Source organism: Sulfitobacter sp. 15WGC (assembly GCF_005068605.1).
Classification (GTDB): domain Bacteria; phylum Pseudomonadota; class Alphaproteobacteria; order Rhodobacterales; family Rhodobacteraceae; genus Sulfitobacter; species Sulfitobacter faviae.
Genome location: NZ_SZNL01000023.1, coordinates 21,463 through 39,272, shown reverse-complemented (window position 1 = coordinate 39,272; position 17,810 = coordinate 21,463). Strand labels below are relative to the sequence as shown.

The 17,810-nt window shown below is 60.0% G+C and carries 14 protein-coding genes and 2 pseudogenes; 11 read left to right on the top strand and 5 right to left on the bottom strand.

Features of this window, described 5'->3' with window-relative positions:
- Positions 1-77 precede the first annotated feature (77 nt).
- The 4 genes from FCK22_RS15930 to FCK22_RS15915 all read left to right on the top strand — a co-directional run bounded on the left by FCK22_RS15930 (position 78) and on the right by FCK22_RS15915 (position 5,044).
- Positions 78-1,583, top strand: coding sequence for an IS66 family transposase (locus FCK22_RS15930; protein WP_211243579.1), 1,506 nt, complete (start codon positions 78-80; stop codon positions 1,581-1,583).
- A gap of 364 nt (positions 1,584-1,947) precedes the next feature.
- Complete coding sequence (locus FCK22_RS19390) at positions 1,948-2,223, top strand: H-NS histone family protein (RefSeq protein WP_349237607.1); 276 nt, start codon at positions 1,948-1,950, stop codon at positions 2,221-2,223.
- 62 nt (positions 2,224-2,285) lie between these two features.
- Positions 2,286-3,161, top strand: a complete 876-nt coding sequence (locus FCK22_RS15920) for a DMT family transporter (RefSeq protein ID WP_136720582.1) — start codon at positions 2,286-2,288, stop codon at positions 3,159-3,161.
- A gap of 167 nt (positions 3,162-3,328) precedes the next feature.
- Positions 3,329-5,044, top strand: coding sequence for a peptide ABC transporter substrate-binding protein (locus FCK22_RS15915; RefSeq protein ID WP_136720581.1), 1,716 nt, complete (start codon positions 3,329-3,331; stop codon positions 5,042-5,044).
- 306 nt (positions 5,045-5,350) lie between these two features.
- Here FCK22_RS15915 and FCK22_RS15910 read toward each other — a convergent pair.
- Positions 5,351-5,846 (bottom strand): annotated as a pseudogene (locus FCK22_RS15910) (IS110 family transposase); the annotation flags it as partial.
- 1,528 nt (positions 5,847-7,374) lie between these two features.
- Here FCK22_RS15910 and FCK22_RS15900 point away from each other — a divergent pair.
- A complete protein-coding gene (locus FCK22_RS15900) occupies positions 7,375-7,578 on the top strand; it encodes a hypothetical protein (RefSeq protein WP_136720580.1) in 204 nt (67 codons plus the stop codon).
- A 94-nt stretch (positions 7,579-7,672) separates the two neighbouring features.
- On the opposite strand, the gene FCK22_RS15895 is transcribed toward FCK22_RS15900, so the two are convergent.
- Positions 7,673-8,095: a hypothetical protein gene (locus FCK22_RS15895; protein ID WP_136720579.1), complete on the bottom strand. Its 423-nt coding sequence runs from the start codon at positions 8,093-8,095 to the stop codon at positions 7,673-7,675.
- Between the two features lie 650 nt (positions 8,096-8,745).
- Between FCK22_RS15895 and FCK22_RS19385 the strand changes: the two are divergent.
- A pseudogene (locus FCK22_RS19385) lies at positions 8,746-8,865 on the top strand (IS481 family transposase); the annotation flags it as partial.
- 8 nt (positions 8,866-8,873) lie between these two features.
- Here the strand turns inward: FCK22_RS19385 and FCK22_RS15885 are convergent.
- Genes FCK22_RS15885 through FCK22_RS15875 form a run of 3 tightly spaced genes read right to left on the bottom strand, consistent with a single transcriptional unit; the run spans position 8,874 to position 13,216 of the window.
- Positions 8,874-10,040 (bottom strand): iron-containing alcohol dehydrogenase, encoded by a 1,167-nt coding sequence (locus FCK22_RS15885; protein WP_136720578.1) that lies wholly within the window; start codon positions 10,038-10,040, stop codon positions 8,874-8,876.
- Positions 10,041-10,074: 34 nt separating this feature from the next.
- A complete protein-coding gene (locus FCK22_RS15880) occupies positions 10,075-11,529 on the bottom strand; it encodes an NAD-dependent succinate-semialdehyde dehydrogenase (RefSeq protein ID WP_136720577.1) in 1,455 nt (484 codons plus the stop codon).
- Positions 11,530-11,587: 58 nt separating this feature from the next.
- Positions 11,588-13,216 (bottom strand): AMP-binding protein, encoded by a 1,629-nt coding sequence (locus FCK22_RS15875; RefSeq protein ID WP_136720576.1) that lies wholly within the window; start codon positions 13,214-13,216, stop codon positions 11,588-11,590.
- A gap of 146 nt (positions 13,217-13,362) precedes the next feature.
- Between FCK22_RS15875 and FCK22_RS15870 the strand changes: the two genes are divergently transcribed.
- The 5 genes from FCK22_RS15870 to FCK22_RS15850 all read left to right on the top strand — a co-directional run bounded on the left by FCK22_RS15870 (position 13,363) and on the right by FCK22_RS15850 (position 17,809).
- A complete protein-coding gene (locus tag FCK22_RS15870; protein WP_211243574.1) occupies positions 13,363-14,100 on the top strand; it encodes an enoyl-CoA hydratase/isomerase family protein in 738 nt (245 codons plus the stop codon).
- A 73-nt stretch (positions 14,101-14,173) separates the two neighbouring features.
- Positions 14,174-15,379 (top strand): ABC transporter substrate-binding protein, encoded by a 1,206-nt coding sequence (locus tag FCK22_RS15865; protein WP_136720575.1) that lies wholly within the window; start codon positions 14,174-14,176, stop codon positions 15,377-15,379.
- Between the two features lie 10 nt (positions 15,380-15,389).
- On the top strand, positions 15,390-16,184 hold the full coding sequence (locus tag FCK22_RS15860) for an ABC transporter ATP-binding protein (protein ID WP_136720574.1): 795 nt from the start codon (positions 15,390-15,392) through the stop codon (positions 16,182-16,184).
- Positions 16,177-16,920 (top strand): ABC transporter ATP-binding protein, encoded by a 744-nt coding sequence (locus tag FCK22_RS15855; protein ID WP_136720573.1) that lies wholly within the window; start codon positions 16,177-16,179, stop codon positions 16,918-16,920. Before FCK22_RS15860 ends, FCK22_RS15855 begins: the two co-directional genes overlap by 8 nt.
- A 1-nt stretch (position 16,921) precedes the next feature.
- The gene (locus tag FCK22_RS15850) at positions 16,922-17,809 is read left to right on the top strand and encodes a branched-chain amino acid ABC transporter permease (protein ID WP_136720572.1); all 888 of its coding nucleotides are present in this window, start codon (positions 16,922-16,924) and stop codon (positions 17,807-17,809) included.
- Position 17,810 lies beyond the last annotated feature (1 nt).

Here is a 17,810-nt window from a genome sequence, read left to right as displayed (position 1 = left end):
TGCCGCCCATCGATATATCTGCCATCCCCGAGAGCCAGCGTGAAGCTGTCTTGGCGGTGCTGCGCGAGAACAAATCGCTGAAGCAAGAGACGACCGGGCTACAAACCAAAACATCTGAGCTGGAAGTTTTGGTTAAGCGTCTGGAGCACCTTATTGCCGAGCTCAAGAACGCCACACATGGCAAGCGCTCGGAGAAGTTAAGCGAAGATGAGCGGCAGCTGGCTTTTGAAGACCTCGAGGTGGCCGTCGCTGAAGTTGAGACTCAGCAAGCTGAGCAGGCGCCCTCAGAGGCGCGGCCTCGCAAAGCTGCCCGACGCAACCGTGGCAATCTTCCCGCAGACCTTCCACGGGTTGAGCGGGTGGTCGAGCCTCGGAGTTTGAACTGCCCCTGCGGGTGTGGCGAGATGCACCGTATAGGCGAAGACCGCACCGAGCGGCTGGATATCATTCCAGCGCAGCTGCGTGTCATCGTCACCGTTCGCCCCAAATATGCTTGCCGTTCCTGCGCTGAAGGTATCACGCAGGCCCCGGCGCCTGCGCATCTGATCGAAGGCGGGTTGCCGACTGAGGGCGCCATCGCACATGTGCTTGTCAGCAAATTCTCAGACCACTTGCCGTTGTATCGTCAAAGCCAAATCCTTGCCCGCTCCGGCATCGATATCCACCGCAGCACTTTGGCCGATTGGGTGGGCACAGCGGCTTTCCATCTGAGCCCTGTCGTGGACCGCTTGGCTGAGCATCTAAAGAAGTCCGGCAAGCTATTTATGGATGAGACAACGGTCCCCGTTCTGGACCCGGGTCGAGGCCGCACGAAGACAGGATACCTTTGGGCACTGGCGCGCGATGACCGAGGATGGGGTGGAGATGATCCGCCAGGCGTTGTCTTCACCTATGCCCCGGGTCGTGCAGGGCAGAATGCAGAGCAGATATTGCAGGGCTTTGACGGCACTCTGCAACTGGACGGCTATGCTGGCTACAACCGACTGACGCGCCCGTCGCGCAAAGGCGGCGCGCCGATCACCATCGCGTATTGTTGGGCACACGCGCGGCGCAAGTTGAAAGAGGTCTTTGATCGAGACGGCTCAGAGATCGCCGCAGAAGGGCTGCGCCGGATCGCAGAGTTCTACCGCATTGAAGGCGAGATCCGTGGGATGGGTCCCGGTCAGCGCCTCTCGGCACGTCAGACCCGCACGGCGCCATTGGTTGCAGAGTTCGGCGAGTGGCTTCAGAGCCAACGGCGCCGGATTTCCTCGAAGTCCCGCCTCGGCGAGAAGTTGACCTATATCCAACGGCAATGGAGCGGGCTGCAGACCTTCCTGCACGACGGCCGGGTCGAGATCGACTCCAATGCAGTCGAGAACCTGATCCGCCCAATTGCATTGACGCGAAAGAATGCGCTTTTTGCCGGTCACGACGAAGGTGGCCACGCCTGGGGTCGCACCGCATCTCTCATTGCCACGGCGAAGGTCAATGATGTCGAACCGTTCGCATATCTCAAAGCGACGCTTGAAGCGATTGCATCAGGTTATCCTGCCAATCGCATCGATGATCTTCTTCCGTGGAATTTCCAGCCGTCAAGCTGATCCTAAGTGCTGCGTAGCCGCCGCTTACGGATATTTCGATCCCTACGGCCAACGTTCGACGCGCCCCAAAGGTAGTCCACGCAATCGGTCACAGATTACGCTTTCAGATTAAGCAATATCTCCGCCACGAAACATCTGAATAATGTCGCGTTGGTTAAACAAAATGTAATCTAACTTTCCTGTTTAGAGCAGTGCGTCGGCATCGATACATTGAATAGTAAGATGATCAAGCATATGAGGCTTCTTAAATACTTAGCCCAGCAAACAAACGGAAGAATTTCATGTTCGATAAGAGTGAGTTGAAAGCGATGCCGCGCAAAGAGCTTGAAAAGCTGCTGGCGGACGTCAAAAAAAGCACTGGCGTCTGCAAAGGCTCGGGATCAGCGAGAGGCCAAAAAAAGCCGCGGCGAAGGCGGCTGCGGAGTTCGGTTTTTCGCTAAACGATATTGCCGAAACCACAGCGCCGCTTCCCAAGAAGAAGAAAACCAAAACAAAGGCGGCCAAGAAGCCATCAAAGCCGGTTTTCGCAAATCCGGAAGACGCGACACAGACTTGGACTGGGAAGGGGCGGCAACCGAACTGGTATCGTGAACAGGTTGCTACCGGCACGGATCCCGAGACGATGCGCATTAAAAATTGACGAGAACTTTGGGCTCGTAGAGGGGACGAGCCCGTTCAGGGCACCTGTCGGAGGGGCGTATTATGCAGGCAACCCGAACGTTTTCTCACTCCGGATCTGGAATCTTTCTCATGTGCGCGGGCATTGCATGCATCGCAATTAACGATGCGTTCGCGAAAGTGCTGACCGAGGGATATGCACCCGTTCAAATCTTGTTCCTGCGTAACATCCTTGCCCTTCCGTTCGCATTGGTCGTGGTTCTTCTCCTGCGAGGTAAAACAGCGGTTAGTTCGCGTCGGCCATTGGCGCATTTGCTGCGGGGTGCATTCTGGACTTGTGCAGCGACGTTCTATTTTACGGGTCTGAAATATCTGAATCTCGCCGAAGCGACCGCCCTGACATTTTCTGCCCCCATCTTCATAATCTCGCTTTCAAGCCTGTTTCTCGGAGAGCACGTCGGCTGGCGACGCGGGACGGCGGTCATCATCGGCTTTGTTGGTGTGCTGATTGTCGTACGGCCAGGAAGTGCTGCTTTTCAGCCGGCGGCGCTTTTCCCGGTCGGAACGGCGCTATTTTATGCTTTACTAATGATCGGATCACGCTGGGTGGACCCACGTGAAAGTGTTTGGACCGTCATGCTTTGGCTCGTCGGCGCAGGCGCGCTGATAAGCACTCTGTTTGCGCCGTTTTATTGGACGCCAGTCCAATATGAAGATCTCTGGCGGTTCGGGGCGATTGCGGTGTTTGGCACAGCTGGCATGACCCTAATCACTCAGGCTTTTCGTTTCTCTGAAGCCTCTACCGTGGCGAACTTCGAGTATACTGGTCTAATATGGGCTACCCTGTTGGGGTGGCTTATCTGGCGTGAGGTACCTGACCTCGCAACATTTGTCGGGGCTGCGGTCATCGTATTTAGCGGAGCATTTATCGTATACCGCGAAGGTCAGATGAAGGTTTGATCGCCCCGCGGTGCCGTCAACAGGTATGACATCGCTTAAACACGTCGGGCGAAGATGTTCTTCCGCATCAATCCGCACCCCCCTCCCGCAACTTGCAATTTAGCGCAAATATGTTTGATTAGTTAACAAGTGATTTTGTTAGGCGCGGATTAGAGAGAGGATAGACTATGCGATTATCAGCCCATTTACTCGGGGCCACCTCCCTGACCTTACTGTCAACGATGGCCATCGCGCAGGAGGGCGAGCGCGGCCGTGATGAGCAACTTAATATCATCTACTGGCAGGCCCCCTCGATCCTTAACCCCTATCTTTCGGGTGGCGTGAAAGAGCGTGATGCCTCCAGCATGGTGTTGGAGCCTTTGGCCAACGCCGATGAGAAAGGCGAGCTGGTCCCGAAACTGGCGGTCGAAATTCCGACGGTCGAAAACGGTGGCATGACCGAAGACCTCAAGACCATCACTTGGAAACTGAAGGAAGGGGTGACTTGGTCCGACGGCACGCCGCTTACCGCCGAGGATGTGAAGTTTACGGCAGATTATTGCATGAACCCCGAAGGCGGTTGCGCACAACTGTCAAAGTTCAATGACGTGAAAGAAGTCGAAGTCATTGATGATCGCACCGTGACGATCCATTTCGACGAGCCGAAACCATACCCCTATCTGCCTTTCGTGGGCGCGGCCTCGCCCATCCTTCAGGCGGCCCAGTTCGCGGACTGCACCGGCGCACGGGCCCCCGGCTGCACGGAGGAGAACTTCAACCCGATTGGCAGCGGCCCCTTTGTGGTGACAGACTTCCGCCCCAACGACTCGATCCAGCTTGTGGCGAATGAGAACTACCGCGATCCGAGCAAGCCGGCCTTTGCTAAGCTCAACTTCAAAGGCGGCGGGGATTCCGTCTCGGCCGCGCGGGCGGTGATGGAGACGGGCGAATTTGACTACGCTTGGGATCTGTTGATGGCGCCCGACGTGCTGGAGAAAATCGCCGAAGGTGGCACCGGTAAGCCTATCTTCGAGTTCGGCCCCTTGGTGGAGCGGATCGAGATCAATATGACGAACCCCTCTCCGGACCTGCCGCCCGAAACCCGCGCGACGGTTGAAGAGCCGCATCCTTTCCTGACCGATCGCCGTGTGCGGCAAGCCATGAGCATGGCGATTGACCGCGAACTACTGAACGAAATCGGTTACGGGCAGGCGGGCCGGCCAACCTGTAATCTGGTCCCCGCGCCGCCAATCTATAGCTCTGACAATACCGAATGTATGACGCAGGATTTGGAAGCTGCGAAAGAGCTTTTGGATGAAGCAGGCTGGCAGGACCAAGACGGAGACGGCGTGCGCGAGAAAGACGGTATGCGTCTGTCGATCCTGTTCCAGACCTCTACCAATGCCGTGCGTCAGGACTTTCAGGCGCTGATCAAGGATTGGTGGAACCAGATCGGTATCGAGGTCGAACTGCGGAACATCGATGCCTCGGTCTTTTTCGGCGGCGATCCCGGCAGCCCCGACACATTCCCGAAGTTCTATGCCGATGTTGAGATGTATGCGAACCTCTATGACGGCACCGACCCGCAAGCCTATCTTGCGCAGCGCCGTTGCGGGAATGAGCCGAAGCCTTCGACCCAGTGGCAGGGCGAGAACATCAACCGTTTTTGCGATGAGGAATACGACACTCTGCTTGATGAGCTCTCTCGTACCAGCAAGATCGAGGAGCGGGCGCGTCTGGTCAAACGTCTGAACGACATCATCACGACCGAAAGCAAATCCATGTTGCCGCTGATCAACCGCGCAGCAGTGGCGGCACAGGGCAACACCCTTGGTGGCGTAAAGCTGAACGCTTGGGACAGTGACCTGTGGAACGTTGCCGATTGGTATCGCACCGAAGGTTGAACGCAAAAGCGGTGGCCCCTATCCAGGGCCACCGCTTCGACATTTAGACGCGTGTCTGCGCCGCAACCTCAGCGATTTCGGCCAAAAGTTCGAAGTCAGTGACACCGCATTTGTGACTAATGATGTTGCTATCTAGGTTTATGTTCACATCTAGCGCATGAACGATATGTCCTTGTTATCGTCGGTGACCGCACGTCTGCGCAGCTCGGCATCCAAGCCGGCGATTTTCTCGCTTAGAGATTCGATCTGGTTCAGAAGCAAGCGTGCCAGTTCCCGCACCGCCGCAGGCAGGGCGCCGTCGTTGCCATCGACAACTGCGGCAAGGCGGCCAACATGGACAGGACCGACGGGCGCGACGATACCGCTCGGCCAGATGAGCCCGAAGCGCATTGATCGTCTGAGTGCGCTGCCGGACCAAGAGATCGCGGGTGCGATACGCCATTGCCGCCGCTTGCTGGGCCTCGCTCTTCACTGCAACAAACCGCATCGTCGGACGGGACGCTGCCTAGGCGATCGCCTCCGCATCGGCCATGTCGTTTTTCTGACGCTTGACGAAAGGCTTTACGTAAGCAGGCGAGATCAGCCGGATTTCGTGGCCAAGATCGCCTATTGCCCGGCCCCAGTGATGGGCGCTTGCGCAAGCTTCCATGGCCACCACGCAAGGCTGGTGATGACTCAGGAATGTCAACAGCTGCGCACGCGATAGCTTGCGCCGGAATACAACGGAGCCGTCCGCCCTAGCGCCATGTGCCTGAAATACGTTCTTGGCCAAATCCAGGCCGATGATGCTAACCTCGTTCATGGACGCTCTCCTTGTAGAAGTGTTTAACCCTAGCGCGGTTTGGTTGGATCAAGCGACCCAGGTCGCGGCAGCCAAGGCACAAGGAGCCAGGGTGGTCTCGGTCGATCCGCGCCGTGCAGGGTTTGCCGTGAGCGCTGATAGCTGGCTGCGCGTGCGACCCGGCACAGACGGACCACTTGCGCTTGGCTTGCTACGGCTGATGTTTGAATACGGCGGAGTTGATCGGGAATTTCTGCGACGATGGACCAATGCGGCATTACTTGTTCGTGACGACACCAGGGACTTTTTGCGCGGTGCCGATTTAGGACTACCTGAGAAAGAATGTTATCTTGCTTGGCATTCCGCCCGGGGCGCTGTGCCCTATGATCCCGCGACTCGCCGATTTGCAGCAGATGTAGCGGCGCTGGAACTAGAGCGAAGTGTCATGGTGCCAGGCTCCGACGGACCGATCCCTTGCCGTCCGGCCCTCGCCCATCTGCGTGCATCGTTTGCACCTTGGACACCCGAGCGAGTTGGGGCTGTCACTGGCATTGAAGCCGATAAGATCGGGAGGCAGCGCATATGCTCTCGGACAGCGGATCTGTGGCCTACTATTGCTGGTCCGGGGTCGGTCAGCATCGCGATGCTACGCAGATTGATGGGGCGATTGCTCTACTCACTGTGCTCAAGGGACGCCACGATGCGCCAGGCGGCAATGTCGCCTATACCAAAGTTCCGAGCCTATCCATGAATGGATTAGATCTTCTTACGCCGGAAATGCTTGCTCCCGCACTTGGGCGCGTAGAGCGCCCACTTGGCCCGCCCTCTACTGGATGGGTACGCGGCGTTGATGTCTGGCGCGCGGTCCTTGACGAGAAGCCCTACAAAGTGCGCGGCCTGATGTCTTTTGGGGCCAATCCTGCGGTATCATAAGCGGGGGGGGAATCTGGCCCGCCGCGCTTTAGAGCGTCTTGAATTTCATGTCCATATCGACAGCGTGGAAACTCCCACCGCTCGTTTTCCTGATTACTTGCTTCCTGCCAATACGCCATGGGAGCGCGAGGGTTTGCGTATTGGTTTCGAAATTTCGCAGAACGCCGAAAGCCTCGTGCAGTTGCGTCAGCCCGCCCTGCCATCTGCGGGGCAAAGCCTATCGGATGCGCAAATAGTCTTTCGTCTCGCGCCGCACATAGGTCTGTCCGATCTTTTCTTTAATGGCAATTTGGACCGCGCACGGGACGCGCAGCTTTCACCCTCGGGTCTAACAGTGGACGATCTGCGACGCGCGCCTGAAGGGATCACTGTGCAACAGGAATACCGACCCCAAAAATACACTGAGCGACAAGGCAACGGACTGCGCGGGTTCCGCATCTGTTGCTACTCTCAGCCGTGTCATTAGTAACCTCATTGAGTTTCTGTAACGTAGTATGGTTTCGTAATATCATTATAGGTTACGTTACCTTGTCGGAATAACGAATACCAAGGTGCCATTCCGCAGCTATGTGGATAACCTCACCGTTAGACGCCAACGACCAGCAGAAGGAGCCACATGATGACACTGGAAACGCTGATCGTTATCTTTGTTATCGCAGGTAGCGTTGGCGCGCTTTACGTTGCCTGGCGCGCTCACAAGAATGCCTTCAAGCCAACGGGTCCAGATGAGGTGCTCGTAAAACGTTTTGTGGAGACCGCGCCCCTGCACCTTTTACACGGCCTCACCGAGACCCCTGAGCCTCTGCCAGGTCAACCCTGAGGGGTTCAAAGACGCGGAACGGGTTTTATGTTAAGCGATTTTCCGGATGCGCTGATGCCGCCTAGGTTGTGGACCCAGGTGTGCTGAGAATAGGTCAACGACTCCTGCTATCTCGCCACACCTGTATTTTCTTTCGCCATTCCACAATGGCAAAGAAGCCGAAGAATATCGTCAGTATTGGAGAACCAATATAGAACAATATCGTTTCATTTTCTGGATCTTCGTGCATGCTTTGGAAGACATATAGGTCCATCACCCCCAGAGCGAAGAATGCCGCCAAAAGAGTGAAACCTATGCACCACCCAAGCCCCATCGAGGGCTCATCCTTGATGTAGAGACGGAATTCGTAAAGAACTTTTCTGGCAACCAATGGAGCAATGACAAAGACTAGGACGAACCCAGCGAAGAAGACCCAGATTGGCCAATCCAAAGGGCTGGAGGTAACAACGATCTCGAGATCGGATACGATCCGATCCCACATTCGTCCTACCCATGATCCGAAATCGCGAAGTGTCATTCCTCATCTCTACCCTAAGTGGAGATTGTCAGTCACCTATAATCCATGTCGGTGTCCTCGAGCTGCATTGCGGGGTCATCAGGGCTGCTGATATCAGTGGCCGCCTTGACCACTGATGATGCTGATTTCCGTGCGGTGAGGACATCGAGTCAGTCTTTGCACTCCTCACCCGATCCCTTTCCCTTGGAGAGGGCCAAAAGCGCAGCCTCGGTTTTGGGGCCAAATTCGGCTCAGTCTTAGCGGGGTAGGGGGAACGCATAGAAGGCTGAACATGAGTGTTAAGCGCACTTGTGTTTAGTAGGATCACGTTGGTTCAACTTTAGGCGCTGCTATTATGCCATTCACGAGGATCTGGTCCCTGTCGGGCGAGGCATCGCGAATCTTCAGGTTGGTGAGTCCACTGATCCGCAGCCCTGTGATGATCAGCAGCTTGATGATCAGAAGCGTGACGCCAATCTCAGAGGCCGGTGTCGCGTTGTCCGCGCCTCGCGTCGACCGTACAGTGTTCGGGCGGCTACCAGCTTGGAGAACCGTACTGAAAGAGTCTTAATCGATGGGGTGCGGCAACCTTCCTGGGATCCTCATGTAGAGACGGGCGTCGGCAAATGGGGAGGGCAGGGCGCCTAACTCCGTCGCGCAGATGTCGGTGATACAATTATGCGCGTCGCCTCAAGACGCTGCCGGGCATGACAACATTCGAATACATCTGCAAAATTTGGACAAAAGAGCCAGAAAGATTAACTGTCGATCCAACCCATTACATTCTGTGACTGAACACCTAGAAGGCCTCGCGGTAGAGCGCCAGAGCATCCGCTTCGGTCACCTCTACCGGGTTGTTGACCAGCAGCCTAGACTGCAGCATTGCGTCGCGGGCCAACATTGGCAGGCTCTCCTCGGTGACCTGGCAATCGCGCAGGCGACGCGGCGCGCCGGAGCGGTCCATCAGGTCCGCCATGTAGGCAACGAAGGCCGCCGCGCGGGCTTGCACGCCCTCGTCGGAAGGGCCGAGCACAACATCCGCCAGTTCCGCATAGAGCGGCGCGGCGACGCGTATGTTGTAGCGCAGGACCGGCCCCAGCATCAACGCATTGGTTAGCCCGTGCGGCAGGTGGTAGTGACCGCCCAACGGATAGGCCAGCGCATGCACCGCCGCCACAGGGCTGTTGGCAAAGGCCTGACCGGCCAATGCGGAGCCCAGAAGCATCGCTTCGCGCGCCGCCCGGTTGTCGGGCTGGGTGCAGGCAGTGACGAGGTTCGGTGCCATGAGCCGCATCGCCTCCCGCGCGAAGACATCCGAGAGCGGGTTCTTGAGGTGCTTGCTGGTGAAGGCCTCGATGGCATGGACCATGGCATCAATCCCGGTCGCGGCAGTCTGCACGGCTGGCAGGCCTAGGGTCAGCTCGGCATCCAGCAGCACGCGGTCCGCATAAAGCTGGTGCCCGATGATGCCCATCTTGGTCGTCTCGCCGGTGGTCAGGATGGTGATGTTGGTCATCTCCGATCCCGTGCCCGCTGTGGTAGGGACCTGTACTAACGGCGTGCGTGCGCCCCGGATCTTGCCGATCCCGTACAGATCGGAGAGCTCCTGCGCAGTGACCAGCAGCACCGCCGCCAGCTTGGCAATGTCCATGGACGACCCACCGCCAAGGCCCATCACTAGGTCGGCGCCGGCGGCTTTGCCCTGTTCTACGCAGGCCATCAGGACGGCTTCCGGTGGATCCGCGACGACTTGATCGAAGACTGTGACCGAGAAGCCACTGGCCGCGAGCGAGGCTAGAGCGGGATCCAACGCGCCGCTCTCGTGCAGGAAGCGGTCCGTCACGATCAGCAGGTTGCGTTGGCTGAACCAGCCCGAGAGGGTTTCGCCGACCCGCCGCGCGCCGCCCCAATCCACGTAGATCGAACCAGGGCTGTCGAAGGAGAAAGTTGCAATACCATCTGTCATGTGTCTGTCCTTGGCTTGAAATTGGGCAGGGCGATCAGACCGCACTGCAGAGATATTTCAGTTCGAGGTATTCATCGAGACCATGACGCGAGCCTTCGCGGCCGAGGCCCGATTGCTTGACCCCGCCGAAAGGGGCCACTTCGTTCGAGATCAGCCCCGTGTTGTGTCCCACCATGCCGTATTCCAGCGCCTCGGACACGCGTACGACACGCGCGTGGTCCCGGGTGAAGAAATAGGCCGCAAGGCCGAAGATCGTGTCATTGGCCATGGCGATGGCCTCTTCCTCGGTTTCGAAGCGGAAGACTGGCGCAAGCGGCCCGAAGGTCTCTTCAGTCGCCACTTTCATGCGCGTGGTGACACCCGACAGCACGGCGGGCTCCAGGAAGAGGCCGCCAAGGCGTTTTCCGCCCTGATGAAGCGTAGCGCCCAGGGCCACCGCATCAGAGATATGTGCCTCGACCTTGTCGAGGGCTTTGGCCTCGATCATCGGGCCGATCTCGGTGCCCTCTGCCGTGCCGTCGCCCACCTTCAGTGCGGCTACGCGCGCGCTCAGTTTCTCGACGAAGGCGTCGTGGATGCCCGACTGCACGAGGATGCGGTTGGCGCAGACGCAGGTTTGCCCGGCATTGCGGTACTTGGAGGCCATGGCCCCCTCGACCGCCTTGTCGAGGTCGGCGTCGTCGAAGACGATGAAGGGCGCATTGCCGCCCAGTTCGAGCGAGAGCTTCTTGATGGTATCCGCGCATTGCGCCATCAGCAGCCGCCCCACCTCGGTCGAGCCGGTGAACGATAGCTTGCGGACCACGGGGCTGTCGGTCAACACCTTGCCAAGCCTGGAGGCCGGGCCTGTCACCACCTGCAGCACGCCCCCGGGAAGGCCTGCATGCTGCGCCAGTTCGGCCAGGGCCGTGGCGGTCAGTGGGGTCAGGTCGGCCGGTCGCAGAATCATCGAACATCCCGCTGCCAATGCCGGGGCTGCCTTGCGGGTGATCATCGCCGCCGGGAAGTTCCAGGGCGTGATCGCCGCAGTAACCCCGATGGGCTGGCGCATCACCGTCAAGCGCTGGTCGCGGTGGGGGGCGGGAATCGTCTCACCATAGACCCGCTTCGCCTCCTCGGCGAACCATTCGACGAAAGAGGCGGCATAGGAGATCTCGCCGCGCGCTTCGTCTAGGGGCTTGCCCTGTTCCAGCGTCATGATCAGGGCCAGGTCGTCGCTATGGGAAAGGATCAGCTCGAACCAGCGACGCAGCACGGCCGCGCGCTCGCGCGCCGCCCAGTGCGCCCAATCCGCCTGGGCTCGTTGTGAGGCCTCGATGACAGCGGGGATTTCCTCCGGAGACATCCGCGGCACCCGACCGACGGTCGTGCCATCCGAGGGGTTGAGGACGGCAATGGTTTCGCCCGAAGCGGCCTGGCACCAAGCGCCGTCGATCAGGCAGGCTTCTCGCAGAAGCGTTGGGGCATTCAGGCGGGTATGTGTGGACATGTGACTTCCTGATAAGATCTGCTGTCGCGGCGTCAAGCGACGGGAAAGGGATTGGCTCTTAGGCCCGCTCACGGGCGGGTTTCTCCGCCTCGCGGTCCCAGGTGTCGGGTGTCACACCCGCCTTGCGAAGCAGGTGTTTCTGCACCTTGCCCGAGGCGGTCTTAGGCAGGTCATCCAGCACCCTGAGGTAGCGCGGCACCATGAAGTGCGGCAGCGCGACAGAAAGGCGTTCGCTGACCGAAACCGGGTCGATCCTCTGCCCTTCGGCGGGGGCAACGACGATCAGAACATCGTCTTCGGTGAACTCCGACGGCACGGCCACGGCGGCGCATTCGCGAATTTCGGGAAGGTTCAGCACCTCGCCTTCCAGCGCGAAGGACGAGATGTTCTCTCCGCGCCGCCGGATCACGTCCTTCAGCCGGTCGACGAAGTAATAGGTGCCGTCCGCGTCGCGGCGGAAGCTGTCGCCCGTGTGGAACCAGCCGTTCCGCATCGCGTCTACTGTGGCGCCGGGATTATTGTAGTAACCCGACATCAGGGCCCAAGGCCGATGCGACCGGATGATCAGCTCGCCGGTTTCGCCATCCCCGAGGGGCATATCGTTCTCATCAACGATCCGCAGCTCGCACCAGGGGCGCGGCTTGCCGGCTATCCCCTTGGTGGTGATACCGGGGCCCGCGCTCATCGGACTGGCAATCTCGGTCATGTTGTAGATCGTCCAGGCCTCGACGCCGAAGCGCTCTGCAAAGAGCGGGCCATCCTCGCCGAAGGGCGTGATGAAGGCGCGGCGCAGCGGGTGGTCGCTATCATTCGTGCTGACAGGGGCCTTCAGGAGGAAGGCGGCCATGACCCCGAGGAGGAGGCAATAGGTCGAGCAGGTTTCACGCACCGCTTGCCAGAAGGTATCGGTTTTGAACTCGCGCATCATCCCGATCGAAAGACCCCGCGCCAGCATGGCATTCACGTAGAGCGTCGAGCCACAGTGGAAGATCGGGCCGCAGATCAGGCAGCGGTCGTCTGCCGCAACCTCGAAGGCATCCGGGCCCATGGTATAGTGCTGGGCATAGGTACTCATCACCCCCTTGGGGTTCCCCGTCGTGCCGGAGGTGTACATGATCGCATGAAGATCCCAGGGCTCGATCGGCTGCGTCAGCTTCAGCGCCTCGGGATCCTCTGCGTGCGGATCGACCAGCGGCGCGATGTCGTAGCCGTCGATGGCGCCGCCCTCGCCCTCAACCACCAGAACGGTCGTTACCTTTCCGCGGTTCACCTCGGCCAACCTCTCGACCAGCGGCGCCTGGACAATGAGGACGGGCGCGTCGGCGTCGGTCAGGATGTATTCCAGCATCTGCCCGCGTGCACCGGTGTTGATCGGGACATAGACCGCGCCGAGGTAGTTGATCGCAAACCAAGTGCACAGAAGGTCGGGGCTGTTGCCCATCAGGCAAAGTACATTGTCGCCACGCCTGACACCGGCCTGGGCCAGCGCGCTGGCCCGCAGCCGCACACGGCGATGCAATTCGCCATAGCTCCACAGCGGCCCGGGCCAGAACTGGACGAAGGGCGCGTCGGGCTGTGTCTCGGCATATCCATCGAGGACATAGCGCAGGACAGATCTTTTCCGATCAAGCGCGGGATCGGCGCTTATAGTGCTGTTCGGAGCCATATCCGTGGAACTCTGGGCCATCTCTTCCTCCTCAAGAAAAGGTCAATATGTGGGCGCGCCGGTGACTGCGCTCTCAATTTTCATATTGCATTGCTGCGACTCGGCGTGCAACATACTTGGTAGTATGTCGCACGACGGCAGAACGACGACAAGGGAAAATAACCAAGATGACAGGTGTTGAAGTCGATATTCAAGACGCGGTCGCGTCAGTGCGATTCGACCGGGGTGGCAAGGCGAATGCGCTGGACTACACGATGATCGACGAGCTTGAGGCCGCTGCGATTGAGCTTTCGCGCAACCCCGACGTCTCTGTTATCGCGCTCGCCGGAACATCAAGCATCTTCGCGGCCGGTGTCGACCTGAAGGACGCCCGCCTGTGGAACCCCGAAGGCAAGGATGTCGCCCGCCACCTGTCGATGAATGCGGGTGTGCGGATGAGCAATGCTTGGCGGCGACTGCCCCAGATCGTCATTGCTGCGCTGGAGGGGCCCGCGATTGGCGGCGGTGCGATCCTCGCGCTCTGTGCCGATTTCCGCGTCATGTCAGAAGAGGCCTACCTGCGCTTTCCCGAGGTCCGTCTCGGCATGACGCTTGGCTGGGGCGGGCTGCCGCTGCTGACTGAGCGGGTTGGCGCCGGACGCGCCAAGCGGATCCTATGCTGTGACGAGACGATCGGCGCCGATGAGGCGCTGGAGCTGGGGCTCGCTGACCGCAAGGTCCCGGCCGGCACCGCATTGGACGCTGCGCGGGCCTGGGCGGCCACGATCTCCGAAAGTCCGGCGATGTCCCTGCGCATGACCAAATCCGCCATTGATGCCCGCGCCCGGAGAAATTGGGCGGAGGGCGCCGAAGGGGATCAGTTTCTTCTGGCCAAACTGCTTGCCGAAGGTGGCAGCACGGCTTGATGCAAGGGCCGGCGCAAAGGGGTGACCGGCCAATCATGCACCGGTATCGGTGCGAAACGGGAGGAGTAATCCAATGACAAAACTGAACAGGGCCGCTCTGGCTTCGCTATTCTCGATTGCGCTTGTCGCGGGGGCGCATGCCGAACCCTACCGGCTCGGCGTTCTCACCGATATGTCCGGGATGAATTTTGACCTTTCAGGCAAGGGCTCGGAAGTTGCCGCGCGGATGGCAGTCGAAGATTTCGGTGGCAAGCTGCTTGGCGAGGACTTGGAGGTGATCGTTGGCGACCACCAGAACAAGCCGGACGTCGGCTCGACACTCGCCCGTCGCTGGATCGACGAACAGAACGTCGTCGCTATAGTTGACCTGCCGACCTCTTCAGTTGCCCTTGCCGTGCAGGAAATCACCCGCCAGAGCGATACCGCGCTGCTGATATCGACCGGCGGCTCCTCCGAGCTGACAGGCGCGTCCTGCTCGCCCTCGACCGCCCAGTGGACCTGGGACACCTATGCGCTGGCGAACGGCACCGGCCGTGCGATGACGCTGGAAGGGGACAAGAACTGGTTCTTCCTGACGGTCGATTACACCTTTGGTCATGCGCTCGAGGCGGATACTTCGGCAGCGGTGGAATCCGCGGGCGGCACGGTCGCCGGCAAGATCATGCACCCGCGCGAGACCTCGGACTTCTCCTCCTACCTGCTGCAAGCCCAGGCCTCGGGGGCGGATGTAATCGCACTTGCGAATTCGTCGGGCGACACGATGACGGCCCTGAAGCAGGCCGAAGAGTTCGGCATCACCGCCGCCGGTCAGGATATCGCAGGCATGCTGCTGTTCCTGACCGACGTGCACGGCGTCGGCCTTGAAATCGCGCAGAACCTGAAGCTGACCACCGCTTTCTACTGGGACATGAACGATGACACCCGCGCCTGGTCGCAACGCTTTGCCGACCGCATGGACGGCAAGATGCCGACCATGGTGCACGCCGGCGTCTATTCGGCGGTCATGAACTACCTCAAGGCGGCCGAGGCCTCCGGCCAGGCAACCAGCGGGTCGCAGGTCATGGAGACTATGCGCGGCATGGATATCGACGATTTCTTCAACCAGAACGCCTACCTGCGCAAGGACGGCCGCGTGGTGCACGACATGTACCTCGTGCAGGTCAAGACCCCCGAGGAATCGAAGGGCCCCTGGGACTACTACAAGGTGCTGCGCACCATCCCGGGTGACGAGGCCTTCCGGCCGATTGAGCAGAGCGCCTGCCCGCTCCTCGGCGACTGAAGGTGACCCCATGACGATGGCTAACGTTCCGGCGCGACCAGCGCCGGCCGGGCCTCGTGCCGCATTGTCGGCACGGGGTCTCAGCAAGACCTTCGGAAATTTCCAGGCGGTGAACAACGTCGACATCGACATTCACCATGGCCGGATTCACGCGCTGATCGGTCCGAATGGTGCGGGCAAGAGCACGGTCTTCAACTTGTTGACCAAGTTCCTGCAGCCGACCAAGGGCAAGATCATGTTCGGCGAGACCGACATCTCCGGCATGGATCCTGCCCATGTGGCACGGCTCGGGGTCGTGCGATCGTTCCAGATTTCCGCGACCTTCGGGGACATGTCGCTGGTCGACAACGTCTGCGTGGCGCTGCAACGGCCCAACCAGCTTGCCGTGCAATTCTGGCGACCGCTTGGCAGCCTGTCACGGCTGCGTCCCCGGGCGATGGATCTGCTAGGGCGTGTCGGGCTTGCCGACATGGCCGATCGGCGTGCCGCGGACCTGTCCTACGGGCGCAAGCGCGCGCTTGAGATCGCCACGACGCTGGCCCTGGATCCCAAGGTGCTGCTCCTGGACGAGCCGCTGGCGGGCATGGGCCAGGAAGACGTTGAAACCATGGCTGGCCTGATCGCCGATGTCGCCCGCGACTGCGCGCTGCTGATGGTGGAACACAACATCAAGGTCGTCGCCGATATCGGTCACGACATCACCGTGCTTCAGCGCGGCGAGATCCTGACCCAGGGCAGCTATGCCGAGGTCAGCGCTGATCCCCAAGTGCGCGAAGCCTACATGGGAGCTGAGGACGATGACTGACGCAGCCGCGACGATCCGCGAAGCCCGCGGCCCCGCGCAACTGAGGGTGCGCGATCTCGAAGCCTGGTACGGCGAGAGCCAGGCGCTCTACGGCGTCCATCTCGACGTTTACCCGGGGGAGACCGTCACGCTTCTGGGCCGCAACGGCGTCGGCAAGACCACGACCCTACGCAGCTTGATGGGCATCTTACGCAAACGCACCGGAGAGATCGAATTCGACCAGCGGTCGATCCTGCGGTTGCCGCTGCATCGGGTCGCCCACGTCGGCATGGGGTTCGTCCCCGAGGAACGTGGTATCTTCGCCTCGCTCACCGTCGAAGAAAACCTGCTGCTGCCGCCGAAGGTGGCCAGCAGCGGCAAGGAAATGTCGCTGGACGAAATCTACACGCTGTTCCCCAACCTGCTGGAGCGACGGCACAGCCCGGGCACCAAGCTTTCCGGCGGCGAGCAGCAGATGCTGGCCATCGCCCGCATCTTGCGCACCGGGGTCAGCACGATCCTTCTCGATGAGCCGACCGAAGGGCTGGCCCCGGTGATCGTGAACCGGATCGGCGAAATGCTGAAAGCGCTGAAGAGCCATGGGCTGAGCGTCCTGCTGGTCGAACAGAATTTCCGTTTCGCGGCCAAGATCGCCGACCACTTCTACGTCATGGATCATGGCGTGATGATCGACAGCTTCGCAGTGGCCGAGCTGCCCGCAAAACGAGAGGCGCTGAACGTGGCGCTAGGAGTTTGATATGACAATGATTCTTGGGATGCCACTGCCGGTGCTCACCGGGCAGCTGCTGATCGGCCTGATCAACGGTTCGTTCTACGCTCTGCTGTCGCTCGGCCTGGCGGTGATCTTCGGGCTGTTGCGCGTGGTGAACTTCGCCCATGGGGCCTTCTACATGTTGGGCGCTTTCACGGCCTGGATGCTGGGGCAGTACCTGGGCATTGGTTTCTGGGGCGCACTGCTGCTGGCCCCGCTCATCGTCGGCATTGTCGGCGCGGTGGTCGAACGGACAATGCTGCGGCGCCTCTACGAGCTCGACCATCTCTATGGGCTGCTGTTCACCTTCGGGCTTGCCCTGCTCCTGGAAGGGCTGCTCCAGCACTTCTTCGGCGCTTCGGGCAAACCCTTCTCCGCTCCGGCCGAGATGAAGGGCGTGGTGCGGACCGATTTCGTGACCATCCCCATCTATCGCGGCTGGGTCGTCATCGCGTCGCTTCTGCTGTGCCTGGGTACCTGGGTACTGATCGAGAAAACCAAGATCGGCTCGTACCTCCGCGCGGCGACCGAGGATGCAACGCTTGTCCAGGCCTTCGGTGTGAACGTACCGCTTCTGCTGACGCTGACTTACGCCTTCGGTTGCGCCCTGGCGGGCATCGCCGGGGTGCTGGCCGCGCCGGTCTTCCAGGTCAGCCCGACGATGGGCTCCAACCTCATCATCATCATCTTCGCGGTGGTCGTGGTCGGCGGCATGGGGTCGATCCTTGGCGCGATTGCCACCGGCTACCTCCTCGGCATTGTCGAGGGAATGACCAAGGTTTTTTACCCCGAGGCCGCGAATATCGCGATCTTCATCATCATGGCCGTGGTTCTGATGCTGCGTCCTGCGGGTCTCTTCGGAAAGGAAAACTGAC

Bases quoted from the DNA above. Each gene is read 5' to 3' on its own strand.
- FCK22_RS15880 (WP_136720577.1), bottom strand. From the start codon at position 11,529: ATGTCCACACATACCCGCCTGAATGCCCCAACGCTTCTGCGAGAAGCC.
- FCK22_RS15865 (WP_136720575.1), top strand. From the start codon at position 14,174: ATGACAAAACTGAACAGGGCCGCTCTGGCTTCGCTATTCTCGATTGCG.
- FCK22_RS15895 (WP_136720579.1), bottom strand. From the start codon at position 8,095: ATGACACTTCGCGATTTCGGATCATGGGTAGGACGAATGTGGGATCGG.
- FCK22_RS15885 (WP_136720578.1), bottom strand. From the start codon at position 10,040: ATGACAGATGGTATTGCAACTTTCTCCTTCGACAGCCCTGGTTCGATC.
- FCK22_RS15870 (WP_211243574.1), top strand. From the start codon at position 13,363: ATGACAGGTGTTGAAGTCGATATTCAAGACGCGGTCGCGTCAGTGCGA.
- FCK22_RS15855 (WP_136720573.1), top strand. From the start codon at position 16,177: ATGACTGACGCAGCCGCGACGATCCGCGAAGCCCGCGGCCCCGCGCAA.
- FCK22_RS15920 (WP_136720582.1), top strand. From the start codon at position 2,286: ATGCAGGCAACCCGAACGTTTTCTCACTCCGGATCTGGAATCTTTCTC.
- FCK22_RS15860 (WP_136720574.1), top strand. From the start codon at position 15,390: ATGACGATGGCTAACGTTCCGGCGCGACCAGCGCCGGCCGGGCCTCGT.
- FCK22_RS15875 (WP_136720576.1), bottom strand. From the start codon at position 13,216: ATGGCCCAGAGTTCCACGGATATGGCTCCGAACAGCACTATAAGCGCC.
- FCK22_RS15850 (WP_136720572.1), top strand. From the start codon at position 16,922: ATGACAATGATTCTTGGGATGCCACTGCCGGTGCTCACCGGGCAGCTG.
- FCK22_RS15900 (WP_136720580.1), top strand. From the start codon at position 7,375: ATGATGACACTGGAAACGCTGATCGTTATCTTTGTTATCGCAGGTAGC.
- FCK22_RS15915 (WP_136720581.1), top strand. From the start codon at position 3,329: ATGCGATTATCAGCCCATTTACTCGGGGCCACCTCCCTGACCTTACTG.